Below are 22,675 nucleotides of genomic sequence, written 5' to 3' on the forward strand. Positions count from 1 at the left end.
GGAAATGCAAAGCAAATAACCAGAAACGACCAGTGATGGCGGCCGCAATCACGGCAGATTCCCTCAGGCAGCGCCTCTCAGCGGTTCCGGCCTACCGACCGATCACCAGATTGCCGGTGGGCAGTGCCTGGCAAGCCGGCCGCCAGCCCTCCTCCAGCTCCTCGGCGGAGAACATCCCTCGGTCATCGGTCTCGTACGCCCCCGAGAGCACCCGCACCCGACAAGTCCGTGCCGATCACGAACTCGGCGACACCAGCCTCCGCAACGGCGACGTGTGGATGGCGGCGCGCGGCACCGCGAGTGGCCCGGAAGAGTCCGTCGATGGCGTCGGCCTCGGCAGGGAACCGTTCCTTCAGAAGGCTCACGCATTCGCGCATGCAGTGCTGTTCGAGGACGAGAACACGCCTCCCGCCGAACCGCGCGATCGCGCGCGCCGCAAAGAGACCGCCCATACCCGAGCCGGTCACTACGACATCGGCTTCCTCGTCCGACACCACCGGCACCTCCCAGTCATCTGTCCTCCGAGGCGCTCAGATTGGCCGAACGGGCTTGACGTCGACTGAATGATCTGTGAAGGCCACCGGGAACCAGACCCCCGGTCTCGTTCAATTCGCGTCCAGTGCGACGTCATAGCGTTGCGCCGAGCCAGAGCGCGTGGAGCCGTGTCGTCCTTCGCGGAGTGCATCCGCAGGACCATCGAGTCGGCGGACGTTTACCACCACCGCGGTTCGAAGAAATGGCCGTCAGCCGGACGGTGCGGGAGAACCTGTCACCCGCTCCGCTCCCTGCCGGTCCTCGTCCGAAGGAGAGGTTGGTCCATGGTGAGCGAAAATCCCACGATCGTGCTGGTACACGGCGCCTTTGCCGACAGCAGCGGCTTCAACGCCGTCGTCAAGCGGCTCGTCGCCGACGGCTATCCAGTGATCGCCGCGCCGAATCCACTTCGGGGGCTCGCCTTCGACGCCGCCAACGTCAAGGCGCTGCTGGGCAGCATCGAGGGACCGATCGTGCTGGTCGGGCACTCCTATGGCGGTGCGGTCATCTCCGCTGCCGCCGAGGGAAACGAGAACGTGAAGGCACTGGTCTACCTGGCGGCGTTCGTGCCGGAGACCGGCGAGAGCGCGCAAGCACTGGTCGAGCGGTTCCCGGGCAGCACCGTGGGCGAGTCCCTCAAGCCGGTGCCGCTGCCGGACGGGCAGGTGGACCTCTACATCGACTCCAAGGTCTTTCATCCCCACTTCGCGGCCGATGTGTCGGAAGAGGAAGCCACTCTCTACTCGATCACGCAACGCCCGGCCACCGGCGCCGCCCTGGGCGAACCCGCCACGGGTCCGCAGGCATGGCACACGATCCCGAACTACAACCTGATCAGCGGCGCCGACCGGATCATCCCACCGGCGGCACAGCAGTTCATGGCCCAACGCGCCGGCGCGAAGACCCAGGTGGTCGACGGTGCCTCGCACATGGTGTTCGTCTCCCGGCCGGGCGCGACGGTGGCTCTCATCGAGTCAGCCGCGCAGGAGCAGACGCTCCCGCGATAGCACCGCTGGTCACCGTGAACGCAATTCGAGCCGTAGGTCCTTGGGAGGGAAATTGCACAAGAGCGAAAAGGCCATGAGGTGGGGCTTGCGGATCCACTTCTTCTGGTACGTCGTCGCCAATGCGGCCCAGGTCGTGCTGTGGGCGATTCTCACACCCGACCGGTTCTTCTGGCCCTTGTGGTCGATTCTGGGCTGGGGAATCGGGCTCGTGGTCCACGCCTGGGCGATTCGTTCCAAGATCCAATCGTCGGTCCGGCCATGATCCGGACCAACACAACCGGGACCAGAGGAGAGACATGCCTGAGAAGGTAGTACCGGGTCGCAACACCGCCGCCGCCGAAGGCGATGTCGTCGTCTTCCACATCGGGCTACGCATCAACCGACTCCTGGCATTCTCCAGCTGGTTGCCGGCCTTCATGTCGATGCCACGCATGCTGCGCGAGCTGTCACAGGAGAAGAGCAGCGGGCTGCTCGGCTACAAGGTGCTCTACGGCGGCCTCCGGGAGTTCTACGTCGTCCAGTACTGGACCGACAAGGAACGGCTCCTCGCCTACGCCCACCAGCAGGACAAGGGACACCGGCCCGCATGGACGGCGTTCAACCGACGAGCACGTGCCGGGAAGGGGCACGTGGGTATCTGGCACGAGACGCTCATCGTCCCGGCAGGCTCGTACGAATCGGTGTACGACGACATGCCCGCGTACGGCCTCGCTGCGGCAACGGGTGTCGTGCCGGTCGGCCGCCGCGGCGACACGGCGGCCCAGCGGCTGAGTGCGGCGAAGGAGTAGGCGTCCGTCCCGTGAGGAACTGAACCGCCTTGAGTGGCAGGGAAGTCGCGAGGGTTGGCCAGGCGCGGATCGACCAGCAACAACGGCGAAAACAGCCGGCGTCGGGACGAACCATCCCGGCGCCCATGCCTGCTACCACTCCAGCAGCATGGTGGTGAGTTCCAGACGTAGGGGGGGGAGGGGGCCCGCCCGAGCGGCCTTCGCCAGAGCCGTTCGGCCCCAATCTCGGTCCGTGAGGCCCATCGAAGCCCCCGACGAGACCGGCAGATCATGCGGAGGGTGATGTGGGCGGACCGCACGCCCCTGCGAGCCGCCCGCGTCACACGCCCAACCAGGGCATCCAGGTCGGTGAGTACTGCGCAGGCCCAACTCAAACTCCTGCCCGAGCCTGTCAGTTGCCTGGTCTAGGGTCGCCCGCATGGCTGAGCCCTCCTTTCTGACCGCCGTGCGCGAGTCGTACGACACGATCGCCGTCGACTACGTTGACCGCGTCCCGCCTCCCGCCGAGATGGACCCGCTGTCCCGCGCGATGCTGGCGGGCTTCGCCGAACTCGTGCGTACAGCTGGCCTGGGGCCGGTCGCGGACCTGGGGTGCGGCCCCGGCCGCGTGACGGCGTATCTCGCCGGACTGGGGGTGCCCGCGTTCGGCGTCGATCTGTCGCCGAAGATGGTCGGGCTCGCCCGGCAGGCGTACCCGGATGTCCGGTTCATCGAGGGCTCGATGACTGAGCTGGGGGCGAAGGACGGCGAACTCGGCGGCATCCTGGCCTGGTACTCCACCCATCACACGCCGCCGAAGCGGCTGCCAGAGGTGTTCGCCGAGTTCCACCGCACGCTCGCGCCCGGCGGACACCTGCTCTGGGGAGACTACGTCGGCGATGAACGCCTGCGGCCGACCCAGGCTTATGGCCGTCCGGTGTCCTACGAGTCGTATCTCCTGCCTCTGGACCGCATGGTCGGCCTCCTGGAACAGGCCGGGCTCGTCGTCATCGCGAGGCTCGAGCAGGAGCCCGGCGGACGGGTGAAGAGACCGCATGCCTGCCTGGTGGCCCTCAAGCCCTGACGGGGCTTGTTCCTGCCCGGAGGCTACCTGTGCCAGTGTCCGATCGCGGCCTTGGGAGGAGGTATGGGGCCGCTCGCGGGCTTGCCGCCTGCACGGGTACGGCGTGCCAGGCCGCTTACGGGGCGAAGCGCTCGGGACGGAAGTCGGCGAGCAACTCGTCCGTTCCCCCTCTGAGGATTTCCGAGGCGAGGAGGCGGCCGATGACGGGGCCGAGGGTGATGCCGCTGTGGGAGACGGCTTCGTAGTAGCCCGGGACAGAGGGCACGGCTCCGACCGAGGGGAATCCATCGGCGGGGATGGGCCGGTTGGCCACCCGTGTCTCTGCGACGGGGCAGCCGCCGAGCTCGGGTACGGCGTGCCGCGCCAACTCATGGAGCCGTCGCCCGAGTTCCGCTGGATCTTCGACGGCGTCGATGAGGGCGTCGATCTCGCGACTGTGGAGGACGACCGAACCGTCTCCGTCAGGACGTATCTCGATGTGTGGCGCGTGCATGGCCCGGTGCAGCGGGACCTGAGCACAGGAGATCCGGGCGACGACGCCGGGTTCGGGGCGCATCGGCAGCCGCCGGGTGACGAGGCCGGCGACGTGGGAGGCGCTGGGACCCGCCGCGTTGACGACGACGTCGACGTCGAGAGAGCCGCCGTTGGACAGAGCGACGGTCTGGACGCTGCCGTCGGCAGCGGTACCGATGGCACGGACCGCGGTACCGGAACGGAGCTCGGCGCCGGATGCGACTGCCTGTTCGACCAGGCGGCGAACGAGGTGGCGTCCGTGTACCCAGGCTTCGTCGGGATAGAACACGACCGGCACCTCGTCGGGGATGGCGAGGCCCGGTTCGAGACGGCGGCGCACTTCGGCGCCCGTGCTCAGCTCGACCCGGTATCCCCAGTCGGCCAGCAACTCGGTTGTCTCGAGGAGCCTCGTCTGCGCCGCCGGATCGCCTGCCCAGCGCAGGTGACCGCTGGGGTGCCACCACGGGTCCGGTCCGATGATCCCGGCAAGCTCACGGTGGGCTGCCATGCCCGCGACATTCAGGTCGAAGTAAGTCTTGCGCGTGGCCTTGTTGCTGGCGTTGACCCAGGAGAACGACCAGTTGGTGACACCTTCGCCCGGCCGGCCGGTGTCGATGAAGACGACCTCGGCACCGAGCCGGGACAGGTTCCAGCCGACGCACGCTCCCAGGATGCCCACGCCGATGACAGCGACACGTTCAGGCCGTTCCAAGGACCTGACCCTCACGAACGTCCCCTTTCGCTTTCCCGTTCACTGGGTCTTGAAGACTGGGCCCGGTGCTGGACAGGGAACGCACGCTCAAAGCCTGGCGAGGCGCCGCCACCCGGCGCGGCTCAGTCCTTGCGCCCCGTCGCGGCGACGGTGACACCGAGCCCGATCATGGTGAGCCCGCCGACCCCACCGACCAGCGAAAGCCGCTGCGGTGAGCGTGCGAACCAGTCCCGGGCCGTGGCCGCGACCAGCCCCCACACCATGTCGGACGCGACAGCGATGATGTTGAAGACCAGGCCCAGCAGCAGCATCTGCGCCGCGACATGGCCCTGTCCACGGTCGACGAACTGCGGAAGCACGGCGGCGAAGAACACGATGGTCTTGGGATTGGTCACCCCGACGGCGAACCCTTCCCAAAACGTCCGCCGACCACCCTGTACGGCCCCCACCCCGGCGACGGCTGCTTGCAGCGACCCCCGCTCACGCCATGCCTTGACACCGAGGAACACCAAGTAGGCGGCACCCACCAGCTTGAGCACCGTGAAGACGAGAACCGAGCGCTCCACCACCGCCCCGACCCCGAACGCGACGGCCACGATCAGCACATAGGCGCCCACGGTGTTGCCCACAACCGTGGTCAGCGCGGCACGGCGCCCCTGCGCGAGCGCCCGCCCGATCACGAACAGCACGCTGGGGCCGGGAATGACGATCAGCAAGAACGACATGGCAGCGAAGGCGAGCAAACGGTCAGCAGACACCATGAAGGTCATGCAAGCACGATGCGGGCCCGCCCTTCCAACCATATTTCCCGTGTGAGCCCGAGGCGTGGCGGGCTGGGGTCGGGCCGGACCCCATTCCCGAGCCGTTTTTCGTGCTGGGCGCCAACGAGCAGCGCGGGCGTTGTCAGCGGGCGCGGGCACACTGACGGCATGAGCACCTCTTCCTCTACCTCGGCCGATGCGTCCCACACCTCCCCTGCCTGGGTGGAGTCGATGGGCGGACCTTTGATCGTCATCCCTGTTTCCGCGTTGGCTGCATGGCGCGGGTGTACGGAGAGCGGGGTCATAGCGGGAGACGCGACCGCTCCAGACGACTACGACCGGGCGTGCGCGGTGGACGATCTGGCTGGTGTGATCACTGTTGGGGAGAACGGTGCGCAGGCACTGGTGCTGGCGGACGAGCCGGCCACCAGCTGCTATCTGCCCGAGCACCGAGCCTTCCTGCGGTGGCTGGCCGCTGATTCCGAGGCCGGGCTGAAGGCAGCGGCAGCGGCCGTTCTCGCGGACCCTGCCACCGAGTGGGAGGAGTGCGGCACGTGGGTGTCGGACGGCCCGGCCATACTCATGGACTCCGCCGAAGCAGGCTCCGATCTCGGCATCGAGTATCCCGACGGCGGGATGCCCGCCCAGGCACCGGTCCCGCTGCCGGCCGGCCACTGGAGGGTCCGGGCCACCCACACCAAGGCAGACGAGGAAAACAGGGTCGGCCTGGTCCAGCTCCTGCCCACCGAGTCTTGAACGGGCATCTGCTCCGATGCGGGCGGGGGACACGCGCGGTGCGCAAGGTTGTGCGCGTGGTGGACGGCCTCACCCTCAGTCGGCACTCGCGGAACCTTCCACGTCTTCATCCGCGCCGCGAATTCCAGCCTGAAGCACGCCGGTGCGGAATGAGCAGCCCGGTGCCGGGGTAGCCGTTGGCAGCGATGGTCGTGCCCGAACCGACTGGCCTTTGCGCCTGATTCTTCGTCGTTCACGATTCGAAGTCCTTCTGACCGTAAACCGCTGCTGGTGCCTGTGTGGCCAAGGCCCAGTACCGGTCTCCGTAGGACCAGTGCCACCACTCCGTTGGGTAGTTGACCAGACCGGCCGAAGCCAGCGCGGAACACAGAATGCTCCGATGGAAGCGGGCCGCCTCGTCGATGTTACCGGCCTGCGTAAAGCAGGCACCTGCGCTGTCTTCCGGGCTCGCGTTAATACGCGTCCCCAGGTCGAGTTCACGGCCGTCGGCGTCAGCGAGTGTCACATCGACGGCGGCACCAGCGCTGTGCGGTGCGATCTCAGGCGGCGAGACATAGCGGCTCGCCGCCGACCGGACTTGGTCGGCTGACCATTGCGGGTGCTCGGCCTGAAGGAAGGCTGCATACTCCTGAAAATAGGAAAGTTGCAGACCCGGGGGTCGGTAGCCCTCGACGAAGAGGAACCTGAACCCGTCAGGCAGGCTTGCCTGGGCCTCCAGAAGCCGGTCGAGCACGCCCCTCCGCAACAGAGCGAAGGCTCCTGCGCTGTCGTGTTTCCGGTGATCAACCAGCAAGTCGCTCTGCGAACCCACATCCACGAGCTCTTCATCGCATTCTTGGACGGGTACGGCGACGACTCTCGGATCGGACATCAGAATGACCTCGCTCATACAGTGATCATCCCGTGGCGCCTCCGGCACGTTCAAACCAGAGCGAGGGTGTGGCCGGTTTGGGACGCCCCGTTCAGAGGTCCGTTGCCCCCGGATAGTGCTGGCGAAGTGAGCTGAGTACGCGCTCGTCGACGGCCCTGACGTCCCACAAGGAACTGTCGAATTCGGTGAGTACGACCACCAGTTTGTCCTCGGCGAACCCACATGCTTCAGCGTCGATCAACTGGAGGAACGGGGTCGTCAGCGACAACAGTGTCAACGTGTCCATGCCGGTGTCGGCGGACCTTCTCTCCATCTCGACACAACGAGGATCGACGATCTCGTCGCATTCGACGCGCCACGTCAGATCCAGCCCGAAGCTGCCGAGGCGGACCAGTAGTTCAGCCAGGGTCACGTAGTGCTTTCCGCGCCAGGCGGGAAACGTGATCCCGTTCATCCCCGCCTCTGCTTCTGCCGTATCGCGTGACAAAGCCACCCCCTCAGTCGTGGTGTCCACGCACCTAGCATGTCGATCCCGGCGATGACGGTGCGCGAGTGCATGCTGCCTCCTGTGCGGCCATGACGTCATCGCCGTACTCGAAGGCCCAGGCGCCGAAGGCGTCGATGGGTGCCAGCAAGGTCCGGCCCAGAGCGGTGAGTTGGTACTCGACCCGTGATGGCGCGTCAGGGGCAGCCTGCCGGTCGACCAGGCCGTTGAACTGCAGTCGGCGCAGAGTCTCCGTGAGGACCTTGGAGCTGATGCCCCCGATCCGCTCCCGTAGTTCGACCGGGCGGCTTGGGCCGTCGCGCAGTGCCCAGAGCACCACGGCGTTCCAGGTGTTGGAGAGCAGGTCGAAGGCGAGGCGGGCCCGGCAGTCAGCGAGGAAGGCGTCGGTGGTCACGTACCAAATGGTGCCCGAACGGCCTTCTAGCTTCGGTGTGAACGGTCGAAGCAGGCATGGAGAGGGACCGCGTGATGAGAATCGGCGTACTGGGCACGGGCAACATGGCCGACGCGCTCGCCACCCACTGGGTGCGGGCCGGACACGAGGTGGTCATCGGGGGACGGGACGCACACAAGGCGCAGCGGCTCGCGACACGTATCGGAGGTGGTGCGAAGGCTGCCGGCCTGCGCGCGGCGGCCGACTCGGCGGAAGTGGTGCTGGCTGCGCTGCCCTTCGGGGCGGGAGCGGAGGTGGTACGGGGCTTGCACACCGCCCTGGAGGGCAAGGCGCTGCTGGACTGCTCCAACCCGGTGGGGCCGGGGTTCCGGCTGCTTACGGAAGGCGGTCCTTCCGCTGCGCAGCAACTTGCCGCGGCGGCACCGGGAGCCCACGTGGTCAAGGCTTTCAACCTCTGCCACGAGGACGTGTGGCGCATGCGGCCACCCGTCTTCGACGGCCGACCACTGGCCGTTCCGGTCTGCGGAGACGACGAGACGGCCCTCGCGCACGTGCGTGAGTTGGTACGGGACGTGGGTTGTGAAGCCGTGAGCGGCGGCGGCCTCGAACGTGCGGGACTCCTGGAAGCGACCGCCGCGCTGTTCATCGCGCTGTGGGTCGCAGAGGGAGCGGATGCCCAGGCCATCGCCCCTCCGCTGGCATACGCGGCCGGACCGGGGCATATGAAAGCGAAGGGGCACCTGTAGGCCGTCCGTTCTTCCCGCGCGTCGGCGCATGCACCAAGGCGGGCGGTGCCTTCGCCATGAGGGCCGTACGGGGATCGGATATTCGGTGTTCCGCCTTCCCCGTTAGGACGCAGGATGGGCCGCATGACTCTGGCCACCCCCGTACTGCACACCGCTCGCCTGCGACTGCGCCCCTTCACGGACGCCGACGCGGACGCTCTCTTCGCGCTGCACAGCAGTGCCTACGTGCTGCGCTATTGGGATTCCCCGCCGTGGACCGAACGAGCCCGCGCCGAACGCTTCATCGCGATGTGCCGGACGATGGCGGACGAAGGCAGCGGGGCCCGGGTGGCCATCGACCGAGCTTCCGACGGGGCCTTCGTCGGCTGGTGCGGTCTGACCGGATGGAACCCGGACTACCGCAGCGCGTCGTTGGGCTACGTCCTCGGCGATGAGATGTGGGGCCATGGCTACGCGACCGAGGCCGCACACGCCTTGCTGCAGTGGGCGTTCGACACATTGGACCTGAACCGCGTGCAGGCCGAGACCGATACGCGCAACGTGGCATCGGCCCGGGTCCTCGAGAAGATCGGCTTCGTGCGGGAAGGGACGCTGCGCGAGGACTGCGTCGTGAACGGCGAGGTTTCCGACTCCTGGGTGTTCGGGCTGCTCAGGCGCGAGTGGCGGCCGTCGGCGGTGCCGAGTTCCGTCGGCTGACGGACGTCAAGGAGTTGAGGGGGCGCGTATGCGGCCAGGCAGTCTCCTCACTTCTCGTCGAAGAGCAGGTCGTCGACCGGGTGCGTCATGCGCAGGGTGTTGCCGTTGGTGACCTCGACGAGGGTGTGCATGTCGGTGAAGCGCTCACCTGTGGACAGGACCGTGACGAGGTCCTCCATGCCGGCGAGATACGCGGGGAAGCAGGTGAGGGCCATGTTGAGCTTCAGGTAGTCCACCAGCCGCCGGAACAGCTTGGGCAGGATCACCGCGTCGTCGGTGATCGAGGACAGGCCGGTGATCTTCACGCCGGACGTGGTCTCGTCCTCCGGCCACAGTCCCTTGCCTGCCGCCTGGGCCTGCTGGGCCACCTGGGTCAGTTCGTCGCGCAGGTCCTTGAACAGGCTCCGGTAGAAGGTGGGGTACACCAGCCCCGCCGAAGCCAGGTGATGATTGGCGGTCTTCTTCAGCTCGGGCACGCCGACGCTGATGTCCGTCCCGCTCGTTCCGGGAGGGGTGCCCCGGCCGACGAGGGCGATGACACGGCCGTGCAGGTCGGCGCCTCGGGTGAGGATGTAGCCGGGTGTGCTGACGGGCGTCGAGGCGGTGACGGTTTCGTTCGCGTCGCGCTGCACGTTGGTGAAGCCGAGCCACTTGAGCAGTTCCTTCGCGGCGGCATGGCCGTGCTTCAGTGGCTGGTGAGCCCCGTGGTAGTGGGTCTCCAGGGCGTCGATGCCCTCCAGCCGCAGCTTCGCGTGGTCTGCGCCGGTGAGCTGCACGGGGTTGTTGCCGCCGACGAGTGACCAGTCGTCCACGTTGTCCGCGAGGAAGTGGACGGTGTCTCCGTCGGGCTGGGTGTCCTTGAGATGGAACGAGCCTTGGATCAGGAGCATGGGCATGGCGACTCCAGCGGGGGAGGTGGATGGGGTAAGCCCGGTAAGCCCTGTCCCTGGGACGTTCGGCGCCAGGTGAACAGGCGGTCGGTTACCCCGTGCCGGACGCTAGTGGACGCCACTGGCATATGCCTTTTTTGCGGGCGAACGGGTTACGCGCGCGCCGGACGCTCCAGCGCATTTTGAGGAGCATGAACAGGGCGACGAGGACGATGGAGGGCGCGGTGGGGCGTACGGTCGTCAGGTCGGGGAGTTGGACCTGCGGCGGTCCCCATGCCCTGTCATCGGCCGTGCGGACGAGGGCGTGCAGCGCGCAATACCGTGCCAGGTTGGTCAGGTGTCTTCGCCCTGGCTGTCGCGGCCCTGCTCGTCGACGTCTACTTGTGCTGAACGGCCACTCGGGAAGCCCGCCCATGCGTCCTCGTCTCAGTCCCCGCGCCCTGCTGGCTCTGGCCGCCGGCTTGGTCGTCGCCGCCGTGGTGGCCGGCATCATGCTGATCCCTGGCGACAGCCAGTAACCCCGGGCGGCCCTTCCACTCCGTGCCGTGGCTCAGGTCGGCCTGCCGGGTGACAACTCCCGCTTCGACTACGAGAGCCTCGATCCCGACCGCGACCTGCTGTTCATCGCCCACCTCGGCGCCGAGGAAGTCATCGAGGTGGACGTCCGCGCCAACCGCGTCATGCGCACCATCGACGGCCTGCCCGGCGTCCACGGAGTCCTCGTCGTTCCCGCCCGGCAGCGCGTGTACGCCACCGCCACCGACGCCGACGAGATGGTGACCATCGACGAGACCACCGGCAAGGTCCTGCACCGTAGCCGCACCGGCGACTACCCCGACGGCCTGGCCTACGACCCGGTGCACGGCACCGTATGGACCACCAACGAGTCCGGCGGCTCGGAGACGGTCATCGATGCCGACACCGGGAAGGTCCGCGGCGCGGTCGAGGTCGGCGGCGAGGCCGGCAACGTCGCCTACGACCCTGCCGCCCGTCGGATGCTGGTCGCCGTCCAGACGCGCAACGACCTCGCTGTCATCGACCCGGCCACCCTCAACGTCACCCGTCGTGTCCCGCTCCCCGGCTGCGAGCACGACCACGGCCTTGCCCTCGCTCCCGCCGACCGGCTGGCCTTCGTCGCCTGCGACGGCAACGCCCGCCTGCTCACTGTCGACCTGACCGCCTTCCGTGTCACCGGTAGCGAGAAGGTCGGCCAGGACCCCGACGTCCTCGCCTACGACCCCAACGCCCGACGCCTGTACGTCGCTTCGGAATCAGGCTGGGTCACCGTCGCCGACGTCCGCGACCGGCACCTGATCGACACCAGCAGTGCCCACCTCGCCGAAGACGCTCACGTCGTTGCCGTCGACCCCATCACCCACCGCAGCTACTTCCCGATCCCGCACGGCTCCGATGACCACGCGGCTGTCCTCGTCTACCGCAACGCGCCGTCGAGATGAACGCAGTTGGAGCGAGCGGATCTGCGCCGCGCCCTCGGGCAGCGCGGTGGGGCCATCTCGTCACGCTGACCCGAAATGACCTTGGAGGTGATCACGACCGGCGCACGGAAAGAGGCCGGCGTTTCGCGCGGTCAGGAACTCAGATGCTCGTGCAGCATCCTCCAGCTGCCCGCCCGCCGCACGATGACATTGGTGCCTCGCCCCTGGCCTGAGCGCGGTTCGCCGTCGACGACGCCGGTCCAGGCAAACCGATAACGGCACACCGCGACGTCCGGGGTGAGCACGGGCCACTCCAGATCCCGGACCTCGTACACCTCGTCGAGGATCTTCCTGAACGTCTTCTCGATCGCGGAGCGGATCTCCTCGATGCCCTGATACGAGCCGTCCGAGAACCAGTACGTTGCGTCCTCGGCGATGAACGGCACGACCCGCTCGATGTCATGACTGTTGTTGGCCCGCTCGTACTCGCCCATGAACAAGGCGAGTTCGGACTCCATGGATACCTGATTCGTCACGCCGTCATCATGTCGGTACCGTTCGTCTTCATCGAGGAGGAGCCGTGGGGCTGATGCTGTTTCCGGGAGACGACGAGGTCGCTGCTCACCCCCCGACGACGAGGGCCCCGATCTCACGCCCGTCCAGTGCGCCGCGATGCTGCCCCGCCTGAACGAGATCGCTGACCAACCCCGAGAGGGAACCGTCGACCCCCTCGTCCAACGGCACGTCGACGACGCCCGGCAGTTGACGAATGTCCTGCAGTTCTGCATCGACAAAGACGTCGAGCTGCTCTTCGGCTGACGCCGACCAACGCTAAACGGTTCACCTTGCCGGAGGTCCCCTCTCGTGCCTGTGAAGTTTCGAGACAACGATGTATTCCTTATCCCCGTAGTGGACGGGGTGCCAGCCGTAGGGCATGTCGTCCTCAAAATTAGGGGAGGGAATATGCTGGTCACTCTATATTCGGGTCGATCGGAACTCGGCGATAATGGCGATCTGCAATGGCTTTCGTCATCTCGGCCGGATTTCATTGTCGAGACTGTGGATCTGTTTATCAAGAACGGAACGTGGCCCGTGCTGGGGAGTTGGCGGTCTCCCGTCGAGTCGCCCATGCCGGTCTATAAGACCCAGTTCGAATACGATGGTCCCTTCTTTGAACAGCATGTCGACGGGAGTATCGGTCGACGGCTGACCGATGATGAGGCAAGTCGTCTGAGGAGGCCGAAATCCTACTCGCCGGCTCTGCTGGAAAAGGCTGTGCGGGCGCTTCAAGGACTTGAACCATGGCTCCCTGTCTTTGACGAGATGCGATTTGATGACGCAGCGTGAAGGAAAACGGGATGCCGGAACTTGGTGTGTGGCCTTACTCTCGGTCCCGTGCGTCATGAATCCTCCCTGCTGAACGTCATCGATGTGGAAGCCACCTGTTGGGACGGGCAACCCCCACCCGGCTCGGTGAGCGAGATCATCGAGATTGGGCTGACCGTCGTGGACGTGTCGGCACGGCGCCGTGTGTCCCGGCACCGGGTCCTGGTCCGGCCAGTCCGCTCTTCCGTAAGTGACTTCTGCACGGAACTGACCGGCCTGACACAGGCCGAGGTGGCTCGAGGCGTCACCTTCGCCGAGGCGTGCCGGATCCTCGCAGAGGAACACGGGGCCGGGCAGCGTTGCTGGGCGAGTTGGGGTGAGTACGACCGTCGGCAATTCGCTCGCCAGAGTCAGGCCGACGGGGTGGCCTACCCGTTCGGCTATCCGACGGAACGCACCCACACCAACGCCAAGGCCGTATTCACCACGGCGTACGGGCTGCGCAAGAAACCCGCCATGAGCCAAGCCTTGCAGATCGCCGGACTGCCGCTGGAGGGACGCCACCACCGCGGCGAGGACGACGCGTGGAACATCGCGGCGCTCGTTCTTGATCTGCTGGACCGCGGGGCATGGCCCGTCACGGCCACGGCCGTTTAGAGAGTGTTCCGCCGGGCCGGGCCGGTCAGCGGCCGATGTCGTCCAATGCGGTCAAGTCCTCGTCCGACAAGGGGAGTCCCGCGCCGGCGATGTTCTCGCGCAGGTGCGCGGTCGACGACGTGCCGGGGATGAGCAGGATGTTCGGTGATCGCTGGAGCAGCCAGGCCAGTGCGACGGACATCGGTGTCGCCTTCGATCGGGCGGCTACCGCCGAGAGCGCCGAGGACTGCAGCGGGGTGAATCCGCCGAGGGGGAAGTACGGCACGTAGGCGATGCCGTCGGTGGCGAGCCGGTCGATGAGTTTGTCGTCGTGGCGGTGGGCGAGGTTGTACATGTTCTGCACGCACACGATCGGCGCGATGCTCTGCGCCTCCCTCACTTGTTCCTCGGTGGCGTTGCTGACGCCCAGATGGCGGATCAGGCCCTGCTGCTGGAGTTCGACGAGTGTCTCGAACGGCTCGGCGAGGGAGCCGGGTTGGGGGCCTTCGGCGTCGCCGAGTCGCAGGTTGACCACGTCGAGGACGTCGAGGCCGAGTGAGGTGAGGTTGTCGTGGATCTGGCGGCGCAGGTCTTCGGGGCGCCGGGCGATGGGCCAGCCGCCCTGCGCGTCGCGGGTCGCGCCCACCTTGGTCACGATGTGCAGTGACTCGGAATAGGGGTGCAGTGCCTCGCGGATCAACTCGTTGGTGATGCGCGGCCCGTAGGCGTCACTGGTGTCGATGTGCGTGACGCCGAGGTCGGCCGCTTCCCGCAGCACGGCCAGGGCACCCTCGCGATCGACCGGCGGTCCCATCACCCACGGGCCGGCCAGTTGCATGGCACCGTAACCGAACCGCGTGACGGTCAGGTCACCCAGATTCCAGGTGCCGCCGGGAAGAGAAAGGGAGGGGGTGCTCATCGAGTTGCCTTTCGTCGTGCGCTTGCGGGGGTGGCGTCTGCTGCCCGCCTGCATCAGCATTGGGGAGTAACTTCCCGTCGGGAAGTAGGCACTTGAGAGTGCGTAACCCGCCCATCGGTGAGAGGTGCGATCAGTTGACGACGATGAAGGCGGCCGAGAAGAGGGCTCAGGCCAAGATGGAGTTCAACGCGTTCCTCGCGGAGTGCCCCAGTCGGCAGCTGCTCGACCGGATCTCGGACAAGTGGGTGGTCCTGATCCTGTGCGCGCTGGGCGGCGACGACAAACCGGGACCCGCGGGTGCCGCGCACGCAGATGCTCCAAGGGCGCTGCGTTACTCCGAGCTCTCTCGTCTTCTCGCCGGGGTCAGCCAGAAGATGCTGACCCAGACGCTACGGTCGCTGGAGCACGACGGTCTGCTCACCCGCACCGTGACGCCGACCGTCCCGGTCACCGTCACCTACGAGCTGACCGACCTCGGCCTGTCGCTCCACCACATGACGCGCGGGCTCAGGGACTGGGCGCAGACACACATGGCCGAGGTCCTCGCACACCGCGAGAGCGGCGACGCGCGCACGTCCTGATCGGCCTGTACGCCAGCTATTAGGCTCACGTCCATGGATGCGTTCATGCCGTACCTGATCTTGATCGGTGGCCTTGCCGCAGTCCTGGGGTTCTTCACCTGGCTGGCGTCACGTATCCGCCGCCGGGGGCTTGCGGGCGGCGCCATGAGCGCGGCCCTGGCTTCCTATGAGGAGGCATTCCGCATCACTGCCCATGAATCGCACGTCGAGATCGCAGCTCAGGCAGAACGCAGGGCGCCGCTCCTGTCGCCGGACGATCACTGGGGGAGGAGCCCCGGTGGGGCAGGAGAGGAAGACACCGAAGGTCGTTCTCGCATGCGACCGCGTCCACGCCGGTCGCGACGGAGTCTTGGCCGCTGGGTCGATCGTGTGAGGGGCGGTCGCTGAGGGATGACGCCTGACGGCATCCCGCCGGAGCGACGGCCCCGGCGGGATGCGGCCTTGCGTGAGTCGGGGTCAGAGGACCGTACAGGCAGCTCCGTTGAGGGTGTACGTGGTCGGCGCCGCCGTATTACCGGTGTGGACGGCCTGGAAACCGATGGTGGTGGACGCGCCCGGCGCGAGGGTCGCGTTGTGGGAGAGGTTCTTGGCGGTCACCTCGCCGGAAGTCGGCGAGTAGGTGGCGTTCCAGCCGGAGGTGATGGCCTGGCCGCCCGGCAGGGTGAAGGTCAGTGACCATCCGTCGACCGTGGTGGTGCCGGTGTTGGTGATGGTGATGTTCGAGGTCAGACCGTTGTTCCAGGCGCTGACGGCGTCGGTGACGCGGCAGGAGGAGGTACCCGGTGACGGGTCGGAGGTCTGGAACTGAGCGAAGAACTTCCACACCTCTCCCGGCACCCAGCTTCTGCCGCTGTCACCGGGGGCTCCGTCCTGCGGGGCGGCGATGTGTCCTTCGTCGAACGCGGCCCAGGCGACCGGGTGTCCGGCCGAGCATCCCGCGTAGGTGGTGACCCGGTGGGTCAGGCTGCCCTGCGCGGGCTCGGGCGGGTTCTGGGGAGTGCAGCCGTTGTTCTGGACGAACTTGTCCCGCATCGCCCGTCCCCCGGAGATGCCGAGGACGTTGTCCCTGAGTCCGTGCACGCCGAGGTAGGCGATGGGCTGGGTGCCGCCGCTGCAACCGCTGAGCACTCCGCCGCTCTGGACCGCGACGGCCCGGAAGACGGTGGCGCGGGAGCACGCGAGGGAGTACGACATGGCGGCGCCGTAGCTGAAGCCGAGGGCGAAGCGCTGGGTGGTGTCGACGCAGAGGTCCGCCTCGATGCGGCGGATCATGTCGTCGACGAAGGTGACGTCCTCCCCGCCGGAGTTGGCCCAGCCGTTGTTGAGGCCCTGCGGTGCGACGAAGATGGCGCTGTTGTTCGCAAGTCGCTGGAGTCCGTAGTAGGCCCAAGTGCCCGTCTCCACGGTGCGGCCCGTGGACACGTCCGTGGAGGTGCCGCCCAGCCAGTGGAACCCGAAGATCAGCCGGTAGCCGTGGTCGCGGTCGTAGCCGTCCGGGACGCGCAGGATGAAGCTGCGGTTCTTGCCGCCGCTCTGGATCGTGTAGGTGCCGCTCGTCAGGGTGGGAGTCTTGCCGCAGCCGGGGCTCGCGGCGGCGGTGCCGGCGTTCGCGGCGGCCGTACCGGAGGGCGTGACCGGCGCGGCGGCGCGGTGGTCACCGGCCAGTGCCGTGCCTCCCATGGTCAGGACGAGCAGCACTGCGGCCACGGGGGTCCATAAACGGAACCTGGACGTTTTCAACATGCAGCTCCTCTTCTGGTCGGACTTCGCTGTCACGGTGCGGTCAGGGTTGCGCCGGGGTGAACTGCCACCAGTTCATGTTCAGCAGATAGCCGCTGCCGCCGGTGAACCGCAGAGCGAGGTCGTGGGTTCCCGTCGCGCCGCCGATGGGGCAGTTCACCGTCGTCCAGGTCTGCCAGCCTCCGGTGTTCGGCACAGCGCAGCGGCCCACGACAGTCCCGTTCGGACCGTCCAGGCGCACCTCGATGGTGCCGCCGCCGGTGGCCGAGGCCACGCGGGCGGTGAAGGAGGACGCGCCCGACCCGAAGGCCACGCCCTTGACCTTGGTGTAGTCGCCGTTCTCGATCCAGCCGATGTTCGTTCCGCCGTCGCCGGACGGTTCGGTCTCGATCCCGGATCCCCAGGCGATCGTCTCCGCCTCCTGGCGGACGTACGGATTGAGCGTGCCGACCTGGGGGGCACCCGTGCTCGTCATGTTGATCGTCGGGATCGTGCCGTCGGCGTTGTAGGAGAACCTCTCCACCGCGACCGAGCGGGTGTAGCCGCCACCGCCCGGGAGCGCGCCATTGTGGTAGAAGAAGTATGAATTGCCCTTGAAGTCCACGATCCCGGGGTGGTTGGTGAAGCTGCTGCCCTGCGTGGGCATGACCGTGCCGCGATAGGTCCAGGGCCCGGTCGGGCCGGGTGCGGTGGAGTAGGCGATGAATTCCGAGCAGCACTTGGCCGCGAACACCATGTAGTACAGGCCGTTCCGCTTGTAGACCCAGGGCCCCTCTTCGTACAGCGTGGGACGGTTGGGGTCCCCGGTGCGGGTGCCGAACCCGGCGGTGGTGAGCGGGATCCTCGTGGGACTGCCCGAGTAGGAGATCATGTCGGCGTTCAGCCTGACGTACGTCAGATTCGGGTTGCCCCAGTAGAGATAGGCCTGGCCGTCGTCGTCGATGAAGACGGTCGGGTCGATCTCGCCGTTCTCCACCAGCGGTCGGCCGAGGGCGTCGCGGAACGGGCCGGTGGGGCTGTCCGCCACCGCCACGCCGATGGCCATCCGGCCGGTCGCCCGATTCTTCACGGGTACGTACCAGTAGAACCGGCCGCCTCGCTCCACGGCCTGTCCCGCCCACGCGTCGGAGGACGCCCAGCTGAAGGTGGTCAGGCTGAGCGGTGAACCGTGGTCGGTCCAGTTGACCATGTCGGCGGAGGACCACACCCGCCAGTCCTTCATGGTGAAGTAGGTGGAGCCGTCCTCGTCGTGCCCGGTGTAGAGGTAGACCCGTCCGTTGTGGACCAGCGGGGCCGGGTCGGCGGTGTAGATGTGCTGAACGATGGGGTTGTCGGCCCGGGCCGCGGTGGGATGCACCGCGGCGGGTACGACGGCGAAGGCCAGCAGGAGGCCCAGGGTCCAGGCGACTGCCCGGACGAGTCCGGTACTGGTGGTGGGTGACGGCCGAGCCGGGATCACCATGGCCTCCGGGGGACGCTGACGGACGGGGGAGCCGTTGACGGGTGGGCTGAGTCCCTCATGTGCGGGACCACTTCTGGTTGGCCTGGCCGTTGCAGGTCCACAGGACCAGCGGGGTCCCGTTGGCGGTGGCGGCTCCGTTGGCGTCGAGGCACAGTCCGGACTGGGCGTTGCGGATCGTTCCGTCGGAGCCGATGGTCCATTTCTGGTTGTTCTGGCCGTTGCAGGGCCAGGTGATGACGCGGGTTCCGTTGGTGGTGCCCTGGTTGTAGGCGTCGAGGCACTTGTCGCCGTAGACGCGGATCTCGCCGCCGGCCCAGGTGGTCCACAGCTGGTTGGCGGCGGTGTGGCAGTCCCAGAGGAGCGCCGTGGCGCCGGCGGCGGTGGAGGCGTTGTCGACGTCCACGCAGCGGCCGGAGGCGGTGCCTCGCAGGCGTGAGGTGGTGGCGGTCAGCGGGGTGCTGCCGGTCACCCGGTACACGGCGACACCGTGCGCGGGGACGCTTGCCGAGATCTGGCCGGAGGTGCTGGACGTGCCTCCGGTCCACAGGTCGGTGAGGGTGAACGGACCGCCGGACAGGCCGACTTGGGCGGGCGTCGTGCTGATGGTCGCGGTGCTGTCGCCGCGGTTGAACAGGCCCACGGCGACCGAGCCGTCGGCGAGGGGCTTGGCGAAGACCTCGGTGGCGCCGTCGTCGCGCACCCGGCGTCCGCCCGCGCCGAGCGTGTCCTGGTTCACCGCCAGCAGGCGCGGGTTGCGCAGGATGGCGCTGACGTCGGCGGACATGGTGCGGATGTCGTTGCCCGCCATGAGCGGGGCGCTCATGAGGGCCCACAGGGCGAAGTGGGAGCGGGACTCGGTCAGCGACAGGCCGGGGCGGCCGACGACGAGCATGTCGGGGTCGTTCCAGTGGCCCGGGCCGGACTGCGCGGCCAGCGGTGCGGTGACGTCGAGGACGTTGCCGACGCCCATCGGGTAGCTGTTGGTGTTGCCGTTCTGCCAGATGTCGAGCAGGTCCTCGGTCGTCCGCCACAGGTCGGCGACCTCGCCCCAGTTGTACTTGTCCCCGGTGATGGCGTGGAAGCTGTTGGGGTTGATGCTGTAGACGATCGGGCGTCCGGTGGCGCGCAGGGCGTCGCGCATGATCGTGAAGCGTGCGACCTGCTCGTCACGGGTGCCGCTGGAGGAACACCAGTCGTACTTCAGGTAGTCGACGCCCCACGAGGCGAACGTGGCAGCGTCCTGGGTCTCGTGGCCCTTGCTGCCCGTCGACCCGGGATAGGCGCCGGTGCCCTGCGCGCAGGTGCGCTCGCCGGGCACCTGGTAGATGCCGAACTTCAGGCCCTTGCTGTGGATGTAGTCCCCGAGGGCCTTCATGCCGCTGGGGAACTTGGTCGGGTTGGCCCGCAGGTTGCCTGCCGCGTCGCGCTGCGGGTCGAACCAGCAGTCGTCGACCACCACGTAGCGGTAGCCGGCGTCCCGCATGCCCGAGGACACCATCGCGTCGGCGGCCTGGCGGACCTGGGTCTCGGTGATGCCGCACCCGAAGCTGTTCCAGCTGTTCCATCCGAGGGGCGGCGTGAGGGCGGGGCTGCCCGGCGCGGCCGAGGCGGGGGAGTGGGCGGAGGCCGTCACGGACGCGGTGATGGTCAGGGCGGCGGCTGCGAGGAGGCGGAGCAGTCGTCCGCGTGAGCGTCTGGGCACCAGGGGCTCCTTGGGAGGAGGTTCGAAATTTCGAGCCTCGTTCGGAAACTCACGGTGTCAGGGATGTTAGAGAGGTACGCGAACATGTCAACACCTCTGGCACATCTGATGGTTGACCTGCGAGAAGTGCAGCTCGAAGTGTGCGAATGTTTCGACAAGACTTGCGATCGTGCGTGAAGTCTTGACGTCTATCACCGGCCTTCTATCATCCAGGTTGCTCGACTCGCCGATCTGTGTTCGACATTCCGAATGGCGTGAGCCGCTCCCTCTGAACGAAGTGCGAGGAGAACACCCCCACATGGAGATGTCATGGACGCATCAAGAGCTTTCCCGCCGTCGCGCGCTGGCGGCCGCCACCGGCCTCGCCGCGGGCGCCCTCCTCCCCACGGCCCAGGCCTTCGCCCAGGCGGCGACTTTCACCAACCCGGTGATCTGGCAGGACTTCGCCGACATCGACGTCATCCGCGTCGGCGACACCTACTACGCCTCCGCCTCGACGATGCACTACTCACCGGGCGCACCCGTCCTGCGCTCGTACGACCTGGTGAACTGGGAGATCGCCGGTCACTCGGTACCCACGCTCGACTTCGGCGCCAAGTACGACCTGAACGGGGCGCGCGGCTACGTCCGCGGCATCTGGGCGTCGTCACTGGCCTACCGGCCGAGCAACAGGACCTTCTACTGGCTGGGTCAGATCGACTTCGCCCGGACGTACGTCTACACCGCCACCGCCGCCGAAGGGCCATGGAGCAGGCTGACGACGATCAGCACGCCCTACTACGACGCGGGGCTGCTCGTCGACACTGACGACACCCTCTACGTGGCCTACGGCAACACGACCATCAGCGTGGCCCAGCTCTCGCCCGACGGCCGCACCCAGGTCCGTACCCAGCAGGTCTTCACGACACCGTCGAGCGTCGGCACCCTGGAAGGCTCCCGCTTCTACAAGATCAACGGGCAGTACTACATCTTCCTGACCCGCCCCGCCAACGGCCAGTACATCCTCAAGTCCTCGGCCGGCCCCTTCGGCCCGTACACCATGCGGCAGGTCCTGCTGAACCTGCCCGGGCCGATCCCCGGCGGCGGGGTCCCGCACCAGGGCGGACTGGTACAGACGCAGAGCGGGGCCTGGTACTACCTGGCCTTCGTCGACGCCTACCCCGGCGGACGGGTGCCCGCCCTGGCGCCCGTCACCTGGACCTCGGACGGCTGGCCCATCGTCCAACTCGTGAGCGGCGCATGGGGCACCTCGTACCCGAGCCCGGCCGTCCCCACGCCGCCTCGCCAAGTCACCCCCATGACCGGCGTGGACATCTTCGACGGCACGACCCTCAAACCGAGATGGGAGTGGAACCACAACCCGGACAACACCAAGTGGGCGGTCGACAACGGCCTGACCCTGCGCACCGCGACCGTCACCAACGACCTCTACTGGGCCCGCAACACCCTCACCCACCGCATCCAGGGCCCCACCTCCACCGCCACGGTCCTCCTCGACCACTCCGCGATGCGGGACGGCGACCGCGCCGGACTCGCGCTGCTGCGTGACTCCTCCGCCTGGATCGGCCTCAAGCGCGACGGCGGCACCACGCGCCTGGTGATGGTCAACGGGCTGACCATGGACGGCAACTGGAACACCACCGGCACCGGAACCGAGGCCGCCAGTGCGCCCGTCCAGGGCAACCGCGTGTGGCTGCGCGCGAATGCGGACATCCGCCCCGGCTCGGCACGCCCCGGCACCTTCTCCTACAGCACCGACGGCACCACCTTCACCCGCCTCGGCCCCGCCTTCTCGATGGGCAACGACTGGCGGTTCTTCATGGGCTACCGATTCGCCCTCTTCAACCACGCCACGCAGGCACTGGGCGGCGCCGTCCGCGTCACCCGGTTCGACCTGTCCACGCCGTCAACTACCCGGGGCTGAAGTCCCGGGCTTGCGGCTCGGGTTCACCGATGGTTTCGGTGTCCCGGCTGCGTCCAGCTCTCGCTCTCGTCGTCTGCTGTCAGGCGATGAGGGTGAGGGCAGGGGCTTGTGACTCAGCCCCGCGGACCCATGTCCACCAGCCGCGGTGGCTGATGTTGTGGGACGCGTTGTGGTCGGCGTGCTCAGCGAAGCCGCACGACCGGCAGGTGAAAGTGGCCTGGGAGGGCCGGTTGGCTGTCTCCATGTGGTGGCAGCGAGAGCATTCCCGGCTGCGGATGCCGCCCAGGTCTTCCAGGGTGATGCCACGAGCGGTGCGTTGAGCCTCCGCCACGATGCATTTGCTAATTTTGTGGTTGATGTCCCGGGCGCGGCGGGCCTCCTTGCCCGCGTGTTTCTTCGCCCTCCGCTTGGCGGACTTGGTGTTTTTCTTCTGCAGCTTGGCACGGAGTTTCCGGTCCTGTTCCCGGGTCCGATTGATACGGCGTCCGCTGTGCCGCGTGCCAGTGGAGGTGGTGGCGATGTTCACGATCCCCAGGTCCACCCCGACGAAGCCCACCGGATGCACATTCGGCTCCGCCTCCGCGATCTCGCAGGTGACCAGCAGGTACCACTGCCCGCCCTGGCACAGCAGATCTGACTCGCCCTGCCGGTGCTCGGCCACGGTCGCCAGTTGCTCCGCCTCGCCGGTGAAGGCGACATGTTTCATCCGCCCG

The 22,675-nt window shown here is 67.5% G+C and carries 27 protein-coding genes and 1 pseudogene; 13 read left to right on the plus strand and 15 right to left on the minus strand.

Annotated features, from left to right (window positions below; translation table 11 throughout):
• Positions 1-91: 91 nt before the first annotated feature.
• Together IQ210_RS48470 and IQ210_RS14835 are read right to left on the minus strand one after the other, a co-directional pair.
• Positions 92-217, minus strand: coding sequence for a 2Fe-2S iron-sulfur cluster-binding protein (locus tag IQ210_RS48470; protein ID WP_194079451.1), 126 nt, complete (start codon positions 215-217; stop codon positions 92-94).
• The gene (locus tag IQ210_RS14835) at positions 183-494 is read right to left on the minus strand and encodes an FAD-binding protein (RefSeq protein WP_194079452.1); all 312 of its coding nucleotides are present in this window, start codon (positions 492-494) and stop codon (positions 183-185) included. The genes IQ210_RS48470 and IQ210_RS14835 overlap by 35 nt, the downstream gene beginning before the upstream one ends.
• Before the next feature lie 324 nt (positions 495-818).
• Here IQ210_RS14835 and IQ210_RS14840 point away from each other — a divergent pair, with 324 nt between their 5' ends.
• The 4 genes from IQ210_RS14840 to IQ210_RS14855 all read left to right on the plus strand — a co-directional run bounded on the left by IQ210_RS14840 (position 819) and on the right by IQ210_RS14855 (position 3,392).
• The gene (locus IQ210_RS14840; RefSeq protein ID WP_194079453.1) at positions 819-1,541 is read left to right on the plus strand and encodes an alpha/beta fold hydrolase; all 723 of its coding nucleotides are present in this window, start codon (positions 819-821) and stop codon (positions 1,539-1,541) included.
• 85 nt (positions 1,542-1,626) lie between these two features.
• Positions 1,627-1,803: a 2TM domain-containing protein gene (locus IQ210_RS14845; RefSeq protein WP_265584697.1), complete on the plus strand. Its 177-nt coding sequence runs from the start codon at positions 1,627-1,629 to the stop codon at positions 1,801-1,803.
• 34 nt (positions 1,804-1,837) lie between these two features.
• Positions 1,838-2,329: a DUF4188 domain-containing protein gene (locus tag IQ210_RS14850; RefSeq protein ID WP_194079454.1), complete on the plus strand. Its 492-nt coding sequence runs from the start codon at positions 1,838-1,840 to the stop codon at positions 2,327-2,329.
• A 418-nt stretch (positions 2,330-2,747) separates the two neighbouring features.
• Complete coding sequence (locus IQ210_RS14855; protein ID WP_194079455.1) at positions 2,748-3,392, plus strand: class I SAM-dependent methyltransferase; 645 nt, start codon at positions 2,748-2,750, stop codon at positions 3,390-3,392.
• A gap of 115 nt (positions 3,393-3,507) precedes the next feature.
• On the opposite strand, the gene IQ210_RS14860 is transcribed toward IQ210_RS14855, so the two are convergent.
• Positions 3,508-4,617, minus strand: a complete 1,110-nt coding sequence (locus IQ210_RS14860) for an NAD(P)/FAD-dependent oxidoreductase (protein ID WP_228047736.1) — start codon at positions 4,615-4,617, stop codon at positions 3,508-3,510.
• A 122-nt stretch (positions 4,618-4,739) separates the two neighbouring features.
• Positions 4,740-5,378, minus strand: coding sequence for a LysE family translocator (locus IQ210_RS14865; RefSeq protein WP_194079559.1), 639 nt, complete (start codon positions 5,376-5,378; stop codon positions 4,740-4,742).
• A gap of 168 nt (positions 5,379-5,546) precedes the next feature.
• Here IQ210_RS14865 and IQ210_RS14870 point away from each other — a divergent pair, with 168 nt between their 5' ends.
• Positions 5,547-6,134: an Imm21 family immunity protein gene (locus IQ210_RS14870; RefSeq protein ID WP_194079457.1), complete on the plus strand. Its 588-nt coding sequence runs from the start codon at positions 5,547-5,549 to the stop codon at positions 6,132-6,134.
• Between the two features lie 41 nt (positions 6,135-6,175).
• Here IQ210_RS14870 and IQ210_RS48475 read toward each other — a convergent pair.
• From IQ210_RS48475 to IQ210_RS14885, 4 genes and pseudogenes are all read right to left on the minus strand, one after another.
• Positions 6,176-6,361: pseudogene (locus IQ210_RS48475) on the minus strand (IS5/IS1182 family transposase); the annotation flags it as partial.
• Between the two features lie 5 nt (positions 6,362-6,366).
• On the minus strand, positions 6,367-7,023 hold the full coding sequence (locus tag IQ210_RS14875; RefSeq protein WP_194079458.1) for a M15 family metallopeptidase: 657 nt from the start codon (positions 7,021-7,023) through the stop codon (positions 6,367-6,369).
• Positions 7,024-7,096: 73 nt separating this feature from the next.
• Positions 7,097-7,519: a hypothetical protein gene (locus tag IQ210_RS14880; protein ID WP_322656367.1), complete on the minus strand. Its 423-nt coding sequence runs from the start codon at positions 7,517-7,519 to the stop codon at positions 7,097-7,099.
• A 4-nt stretch (positions 7,520-7,523) separates the two neighbouring features.
• Positions 7,524-7,904: a winged helix-turn-helix transcriptional regulator gene (locus IQ210_RS14885; protein WP_194079459.1), complete on the minus strand. Its 381-nt coding sequence runs from the start codon at positions 7,902-7,904 to the stop codon at positions 7,524-7,526.
• 74 nt (positions 7,905-7,978) lie between these two features.
• Here IQ210_RS14885 and IQ210_RS14890 point away from each other — a divergent pair, with 74 nt between their 5' ends.
• Together IQ210_RS14890 and IQ210_RS14895 are read left to right on the plus strand one after the other, a co-directional pair.
• Complete coding sequence (locus IQ210_RS14890) at positions 7,979-8,650, plus strand: NADPH-dependent F420 reductase (RefSeq protein ID WP_194079460.1); 672 nt, start codon at positions 7,979-7,981, stop codon at positions 8,648-8,650.
• Positions 8,651-8,773: 123 nt separating this feature from the next.
• On the plus strand, positions 8,774-9,346 hold the full coding sequence (locus tag IQ210_RS14895; protein WP_194079461.1) for a GNAT family N-acetyltransferase: 573 nt from the start codon (positions 8,774-8,776) through the stop codon (positions 9,344-9,346).
• 47 nt (positions 9,347-9,393) lie between these two features.
• On the opposite strand, the gene IQ210_RS14900 is transcribed toward IQ210_RS14895, so the two are convergent.
• On the minus strand, positions 9,394-10,242 hold the full coding sequence (locus IQ210_RS14900) for a thermonuclease family protein (RefSeq protein ID WP_194079462.1): 849 nt from the start codon (positions 10,240-10,242) through the stop codon (positions 9,394-9,396).
• A 539-nt stretch (positions 10,243-10,781) separates the two neighbouring features.
• On the opposite strand from IQ210_RS14900, the gene IQ210_RS14905 reads away from it, so the two are divergent.
• Positions 10,782-11,693, plus strand: coding sequence for a YncE family protein (locus tag IQ210_RS14905; protein WP_228047737.1), 912 nt, complete (start codon positions 10,782-10,784; stop codon positions 11,691-11,693).
• 131 nt (positions 11,694-11,824) lie between these two features.
• On the opposite strand, the gene IQ210_RS14910 is transcribed toward IQ210_RS14905, so the two are convergent.
• Positions 11,825-12,208 carry a YybH family protein gene (locus IQ210_RS14910; RefSeq protein ID WP_322656368.1) on the minus strand — a complete coding sequence of 128 codons (384 nt, stop codon included), beginning with the start codon at positions 12,206-12,208 and terminating at the stop codon, positions 11,825-11,827.
• A 136-nt stretch (positions 12,209-12,344) separates the two neighbouring features.
• Between IQ210_RS14910 and IQ210_RS14915 the strand changes: the two genes are divergently transcribed.
• The 3 genes from IQ210_RS14915 (at position 12,345) to IQ210_RS14925 (ending at position 13,655) form a co-directional block, all read left to right on the plus strand.
• A complete protein-coding gene (locus IQ210_RS14915; protein ID WP_194079463.1) occupies positions 12,345-12,491 on the plus strand; it encodes a hypothetical protein in 147 nt (48 codons plus the stop codon).
• A gap of 144 nt (positions 12,492-12,635) precedes the next feature.
• Entirely contained in the window at positions 12,636-13,019 is a 384-nt protein-coding gene (locus tag IQ210_RS14920; protein ID WP_194079464.1) for a hypothetical protein, read from the plus strand.
• Positions 13,020-13,067: 48 nt separating this feature from the next.
• The gene (locus IQ210_RS14925; RefSeq protein WP_194079465.1) at positions 13,068-13,655 is read left to right on the plus strand and encodes an exonuclease domain-containing protein; all 588 of its coding nucleotides are present in this window, start codon (positions 13,068-13,070) and stop codon (positions 13,653-13,655) included.
• A gap of 25 nt (positions 13,656-13,680) precedes the next feature.
• On the opposite strand, the gene IQ210_RS14930 is transcribed toward IQ210_RS14925, so the two are convergent.
• A complete protein-coding gene (locus tag IQ210_RS14930) occupies positions 13,681-14,553 on the minus strand; it encodes an aldo/keto reductase family oxidoreductase (RefSeq protein ID WP_194079466.1) in 873 nt (290 codons plus the stop codon).
• A 143-nt stretch (positions 14,554-14,696) separates the two neighbouring features.
• Here IQ210_RS14930 and IQ210_RS14935 point away from each other — a divergent pair, with 143 nt between their 5' ends.
• Positions 14,697-15,134, plus strand: a complete 438-nt coding sequence (locus IQ210_RS14935) for a winged helix-turn-helix transcriptional regulator (RefSeq protein ID WP_407699698.1) — start codon at positions 14,697-14,699, stop codon at positions 15,132-15,134.
• A 456-nt stretch (positions 15,135-15,590) separates the two neighbouring features.
• On the opposite strand, the gene IQ210_RS14940 is transcribed toward IQ210_RS14935, so the two are convergent.
• From IQ210_RS14940 to IQ210_RS14950, 3 genes are all read right to left on the minus strand, one after another.
• On the minus strand, positions 15,591-16,832 hold the full coding sequence (locus IQ210_RS14940) for a cellulose binding domain-containing protein (protein ID WP_407699699.1): 1,242 nt from the start codon (positions 16,830-16,832) through the stop codon (positions 15,591-15,593).
• 85 nt (positions 16,833-16,917) lie between these two features.
• The gene (locus IQ210_RS14945) at positions 16,918-18,336 is read right to left on the minus strand and encodes a glycoside hydrolase family 43 protein (protein WP_228047740.1); all 1,419 of its coding nucleotides are present in this window, start codon (positions 18,334-18,336) and stop codon (positions 16,918-16,920) included.
• A 55-nt stretch (positions 18,337-18,391) separates the two neighbouring features.
• Positions 18,392-20,038: a glycoside hydrolase family 27 protein gene (locus tag IQ210_RS14950; protein ID WP_194079468.1), complete on the minus strand. Its 1,647-nt coding sequence runs from the start codon at positions 20,036-20,038 to the stop codon at positions 18,392-18,394.
• Between the two features lie 298 nt (positions 20,039-20,336).
• Between IQ210_RS14950 and IQ210_RS14955 the strand changes: the two genes are divergently transcribed.
• Positions 20,337-21,962, plus strand: coding sequence for a glycoside hydrolase family 43 protein (locus IQ210_RS14955; protein WP_194079469.1), 1,626 nt, complete (start codon positions 20,337-20,339; stop codon positions 21,960-21,962).
• A 79-nt stretch (positions 21,963-22,041) separates the two neighbouring features.
• On the opposite strand, the gene IQ210_RS48230 is transcribed toward IQ210_RS14955, so the two are convergent.
• The gene (locus IQ210_RS48230; RefSeq protein WP_322656370.1) at positions 22,042-22,668 is read right to left on the minus strand and encodes an RNA-guided endonuclease InsQ/TnpB family protein; all 627 of its coding nucleotides are present in this window, start codon (positions 22,666-22,668) and stop codon (positions 22,042-22,044) included.
• Positions 22,669-22,675 lie beyond the last annotated feature (7 nt).

The sequence above is a fragment of the Streptomyces justiciae genome, from assembly GCF_015163075.1.
GTDB lineage: Bacteria > Actinomycetota > Actinomycetes > Streptomycetales > Streptomycetaceae > Streptomyces > Streptomyces justiciae.

Bases quoted from the DNA above. Each gene is read 5' to 3' on its own strand.
- IQ210_RS14840 (WP_194079453.1), top strand. From the start codon at position 819: ATGGTGAGCGAAAATCCCACGATCGTGCTGGTACACGGCGCCTTTGCC.
- IQ210_RS14850 (WP_194079454.1), top strand. From the start codon at position 1,838: ATGCCTGAGAAGGTAGTACCGGGTCGCAACACCGCCGCCGCCGAAGGC.
- IQ210_RS14855 (WP_194079455.1), top strand. From the start codon at position 2,748: ATGGCTGAGCCCTCCTTTCTGACCGCCGTGCGCGAGTCGTACGACACG.
- IQ210_RS14865 (WP_194079559.1), bottom strand. From the start codon at position 5,378: ATGGTGTCTGCTGACCGTTTGCTCGCCTTCGCTGCCATGTCGTTCTTG.
- IQ210_RS14870 (WP_194079457.1), top strand. From the start codon at position 5,547: ATGAGCACCTCTTCCTCTACCTCGGCCGATGCGTCCCACACCTCCCCT.
- IQ210_RS14875 (WP_194079458.1), bottom strand. From the start codon at position 7,023: ATGAGCGAGGTCATTCTGATGTCCGATCCGAGAGTCGTCGCCGTACCC.
- IQ210_RS14890 (WP_194079460.1), top strand. From the start codon at position 7,979: ATGAGAATCGGCGTACTGGGCACGGGCAACATGGCCGACGCGCTCGCC.
- IQ210_RS14895 (WP_194079461.1), top strand. From the start codon at position 8,774: ATGACTCTGGCCACCCCCGTACTGCACACCGCTCGCCTGCGACTGCGC.
- IQ210_RS14900 (WP_194079462.1), bottom strand. From the start codon at position 10,242: ATGCCCATGCTCCTGATCCAAGGCTCGTTCCATCTCAAGGACACCCAG.
- IQ210_RS14915 (WP_194079463.1), top strand. From the start codon at position 12,345: ATGCTGCCCCGCCTGAACGAGATCGCTGACCAACCCCGAGAGGGAACC.
- IQ210_RS14920 (WP_194079464.1), top strand. From the start codon at position 12,636: ATGCTGGTCACTCTATATTCGGGTCGATCGGAACTCGGCGATAATGGC.
- IQ210_RS14930 (WP_194079466.1), bottom strand. From the start codon at position 14,553: ATGAGCACCCCCTCCCTTTCTCTTCCCGGCGGCACCTGGAATCTGGGT.
- IQ210_RS14935 (WP_407699698.1), top strand. From the start codon at position 14,697: ATGAAGGCGGCCGAGAAGAGGGCTCAGGCCAAGATGGAGTTCAACGCG.
- IQ210_RS14945 (WP_228047740.1), bottom strand. From the start codon at position 18,336: ATGGTGATCCCGGCTCGGCCGTCACCCACCACCAGTACCGGACTCGTC.
- IQ210_RS14955 (WP_194079469.1), top strand. From the start codon at position 20,337: ATGGAGATGTCATGGACGCATCAAGAGCTTTCCCGCCGTCGCGCGCTG.
- IQ210_RS48230 (WP_322656370.1), bottom strand. From the start codon at position 22,668: ATGAAACATGTCGCCTTCACCGGCGAGGCGGAGCAACTGGCGACCGTG.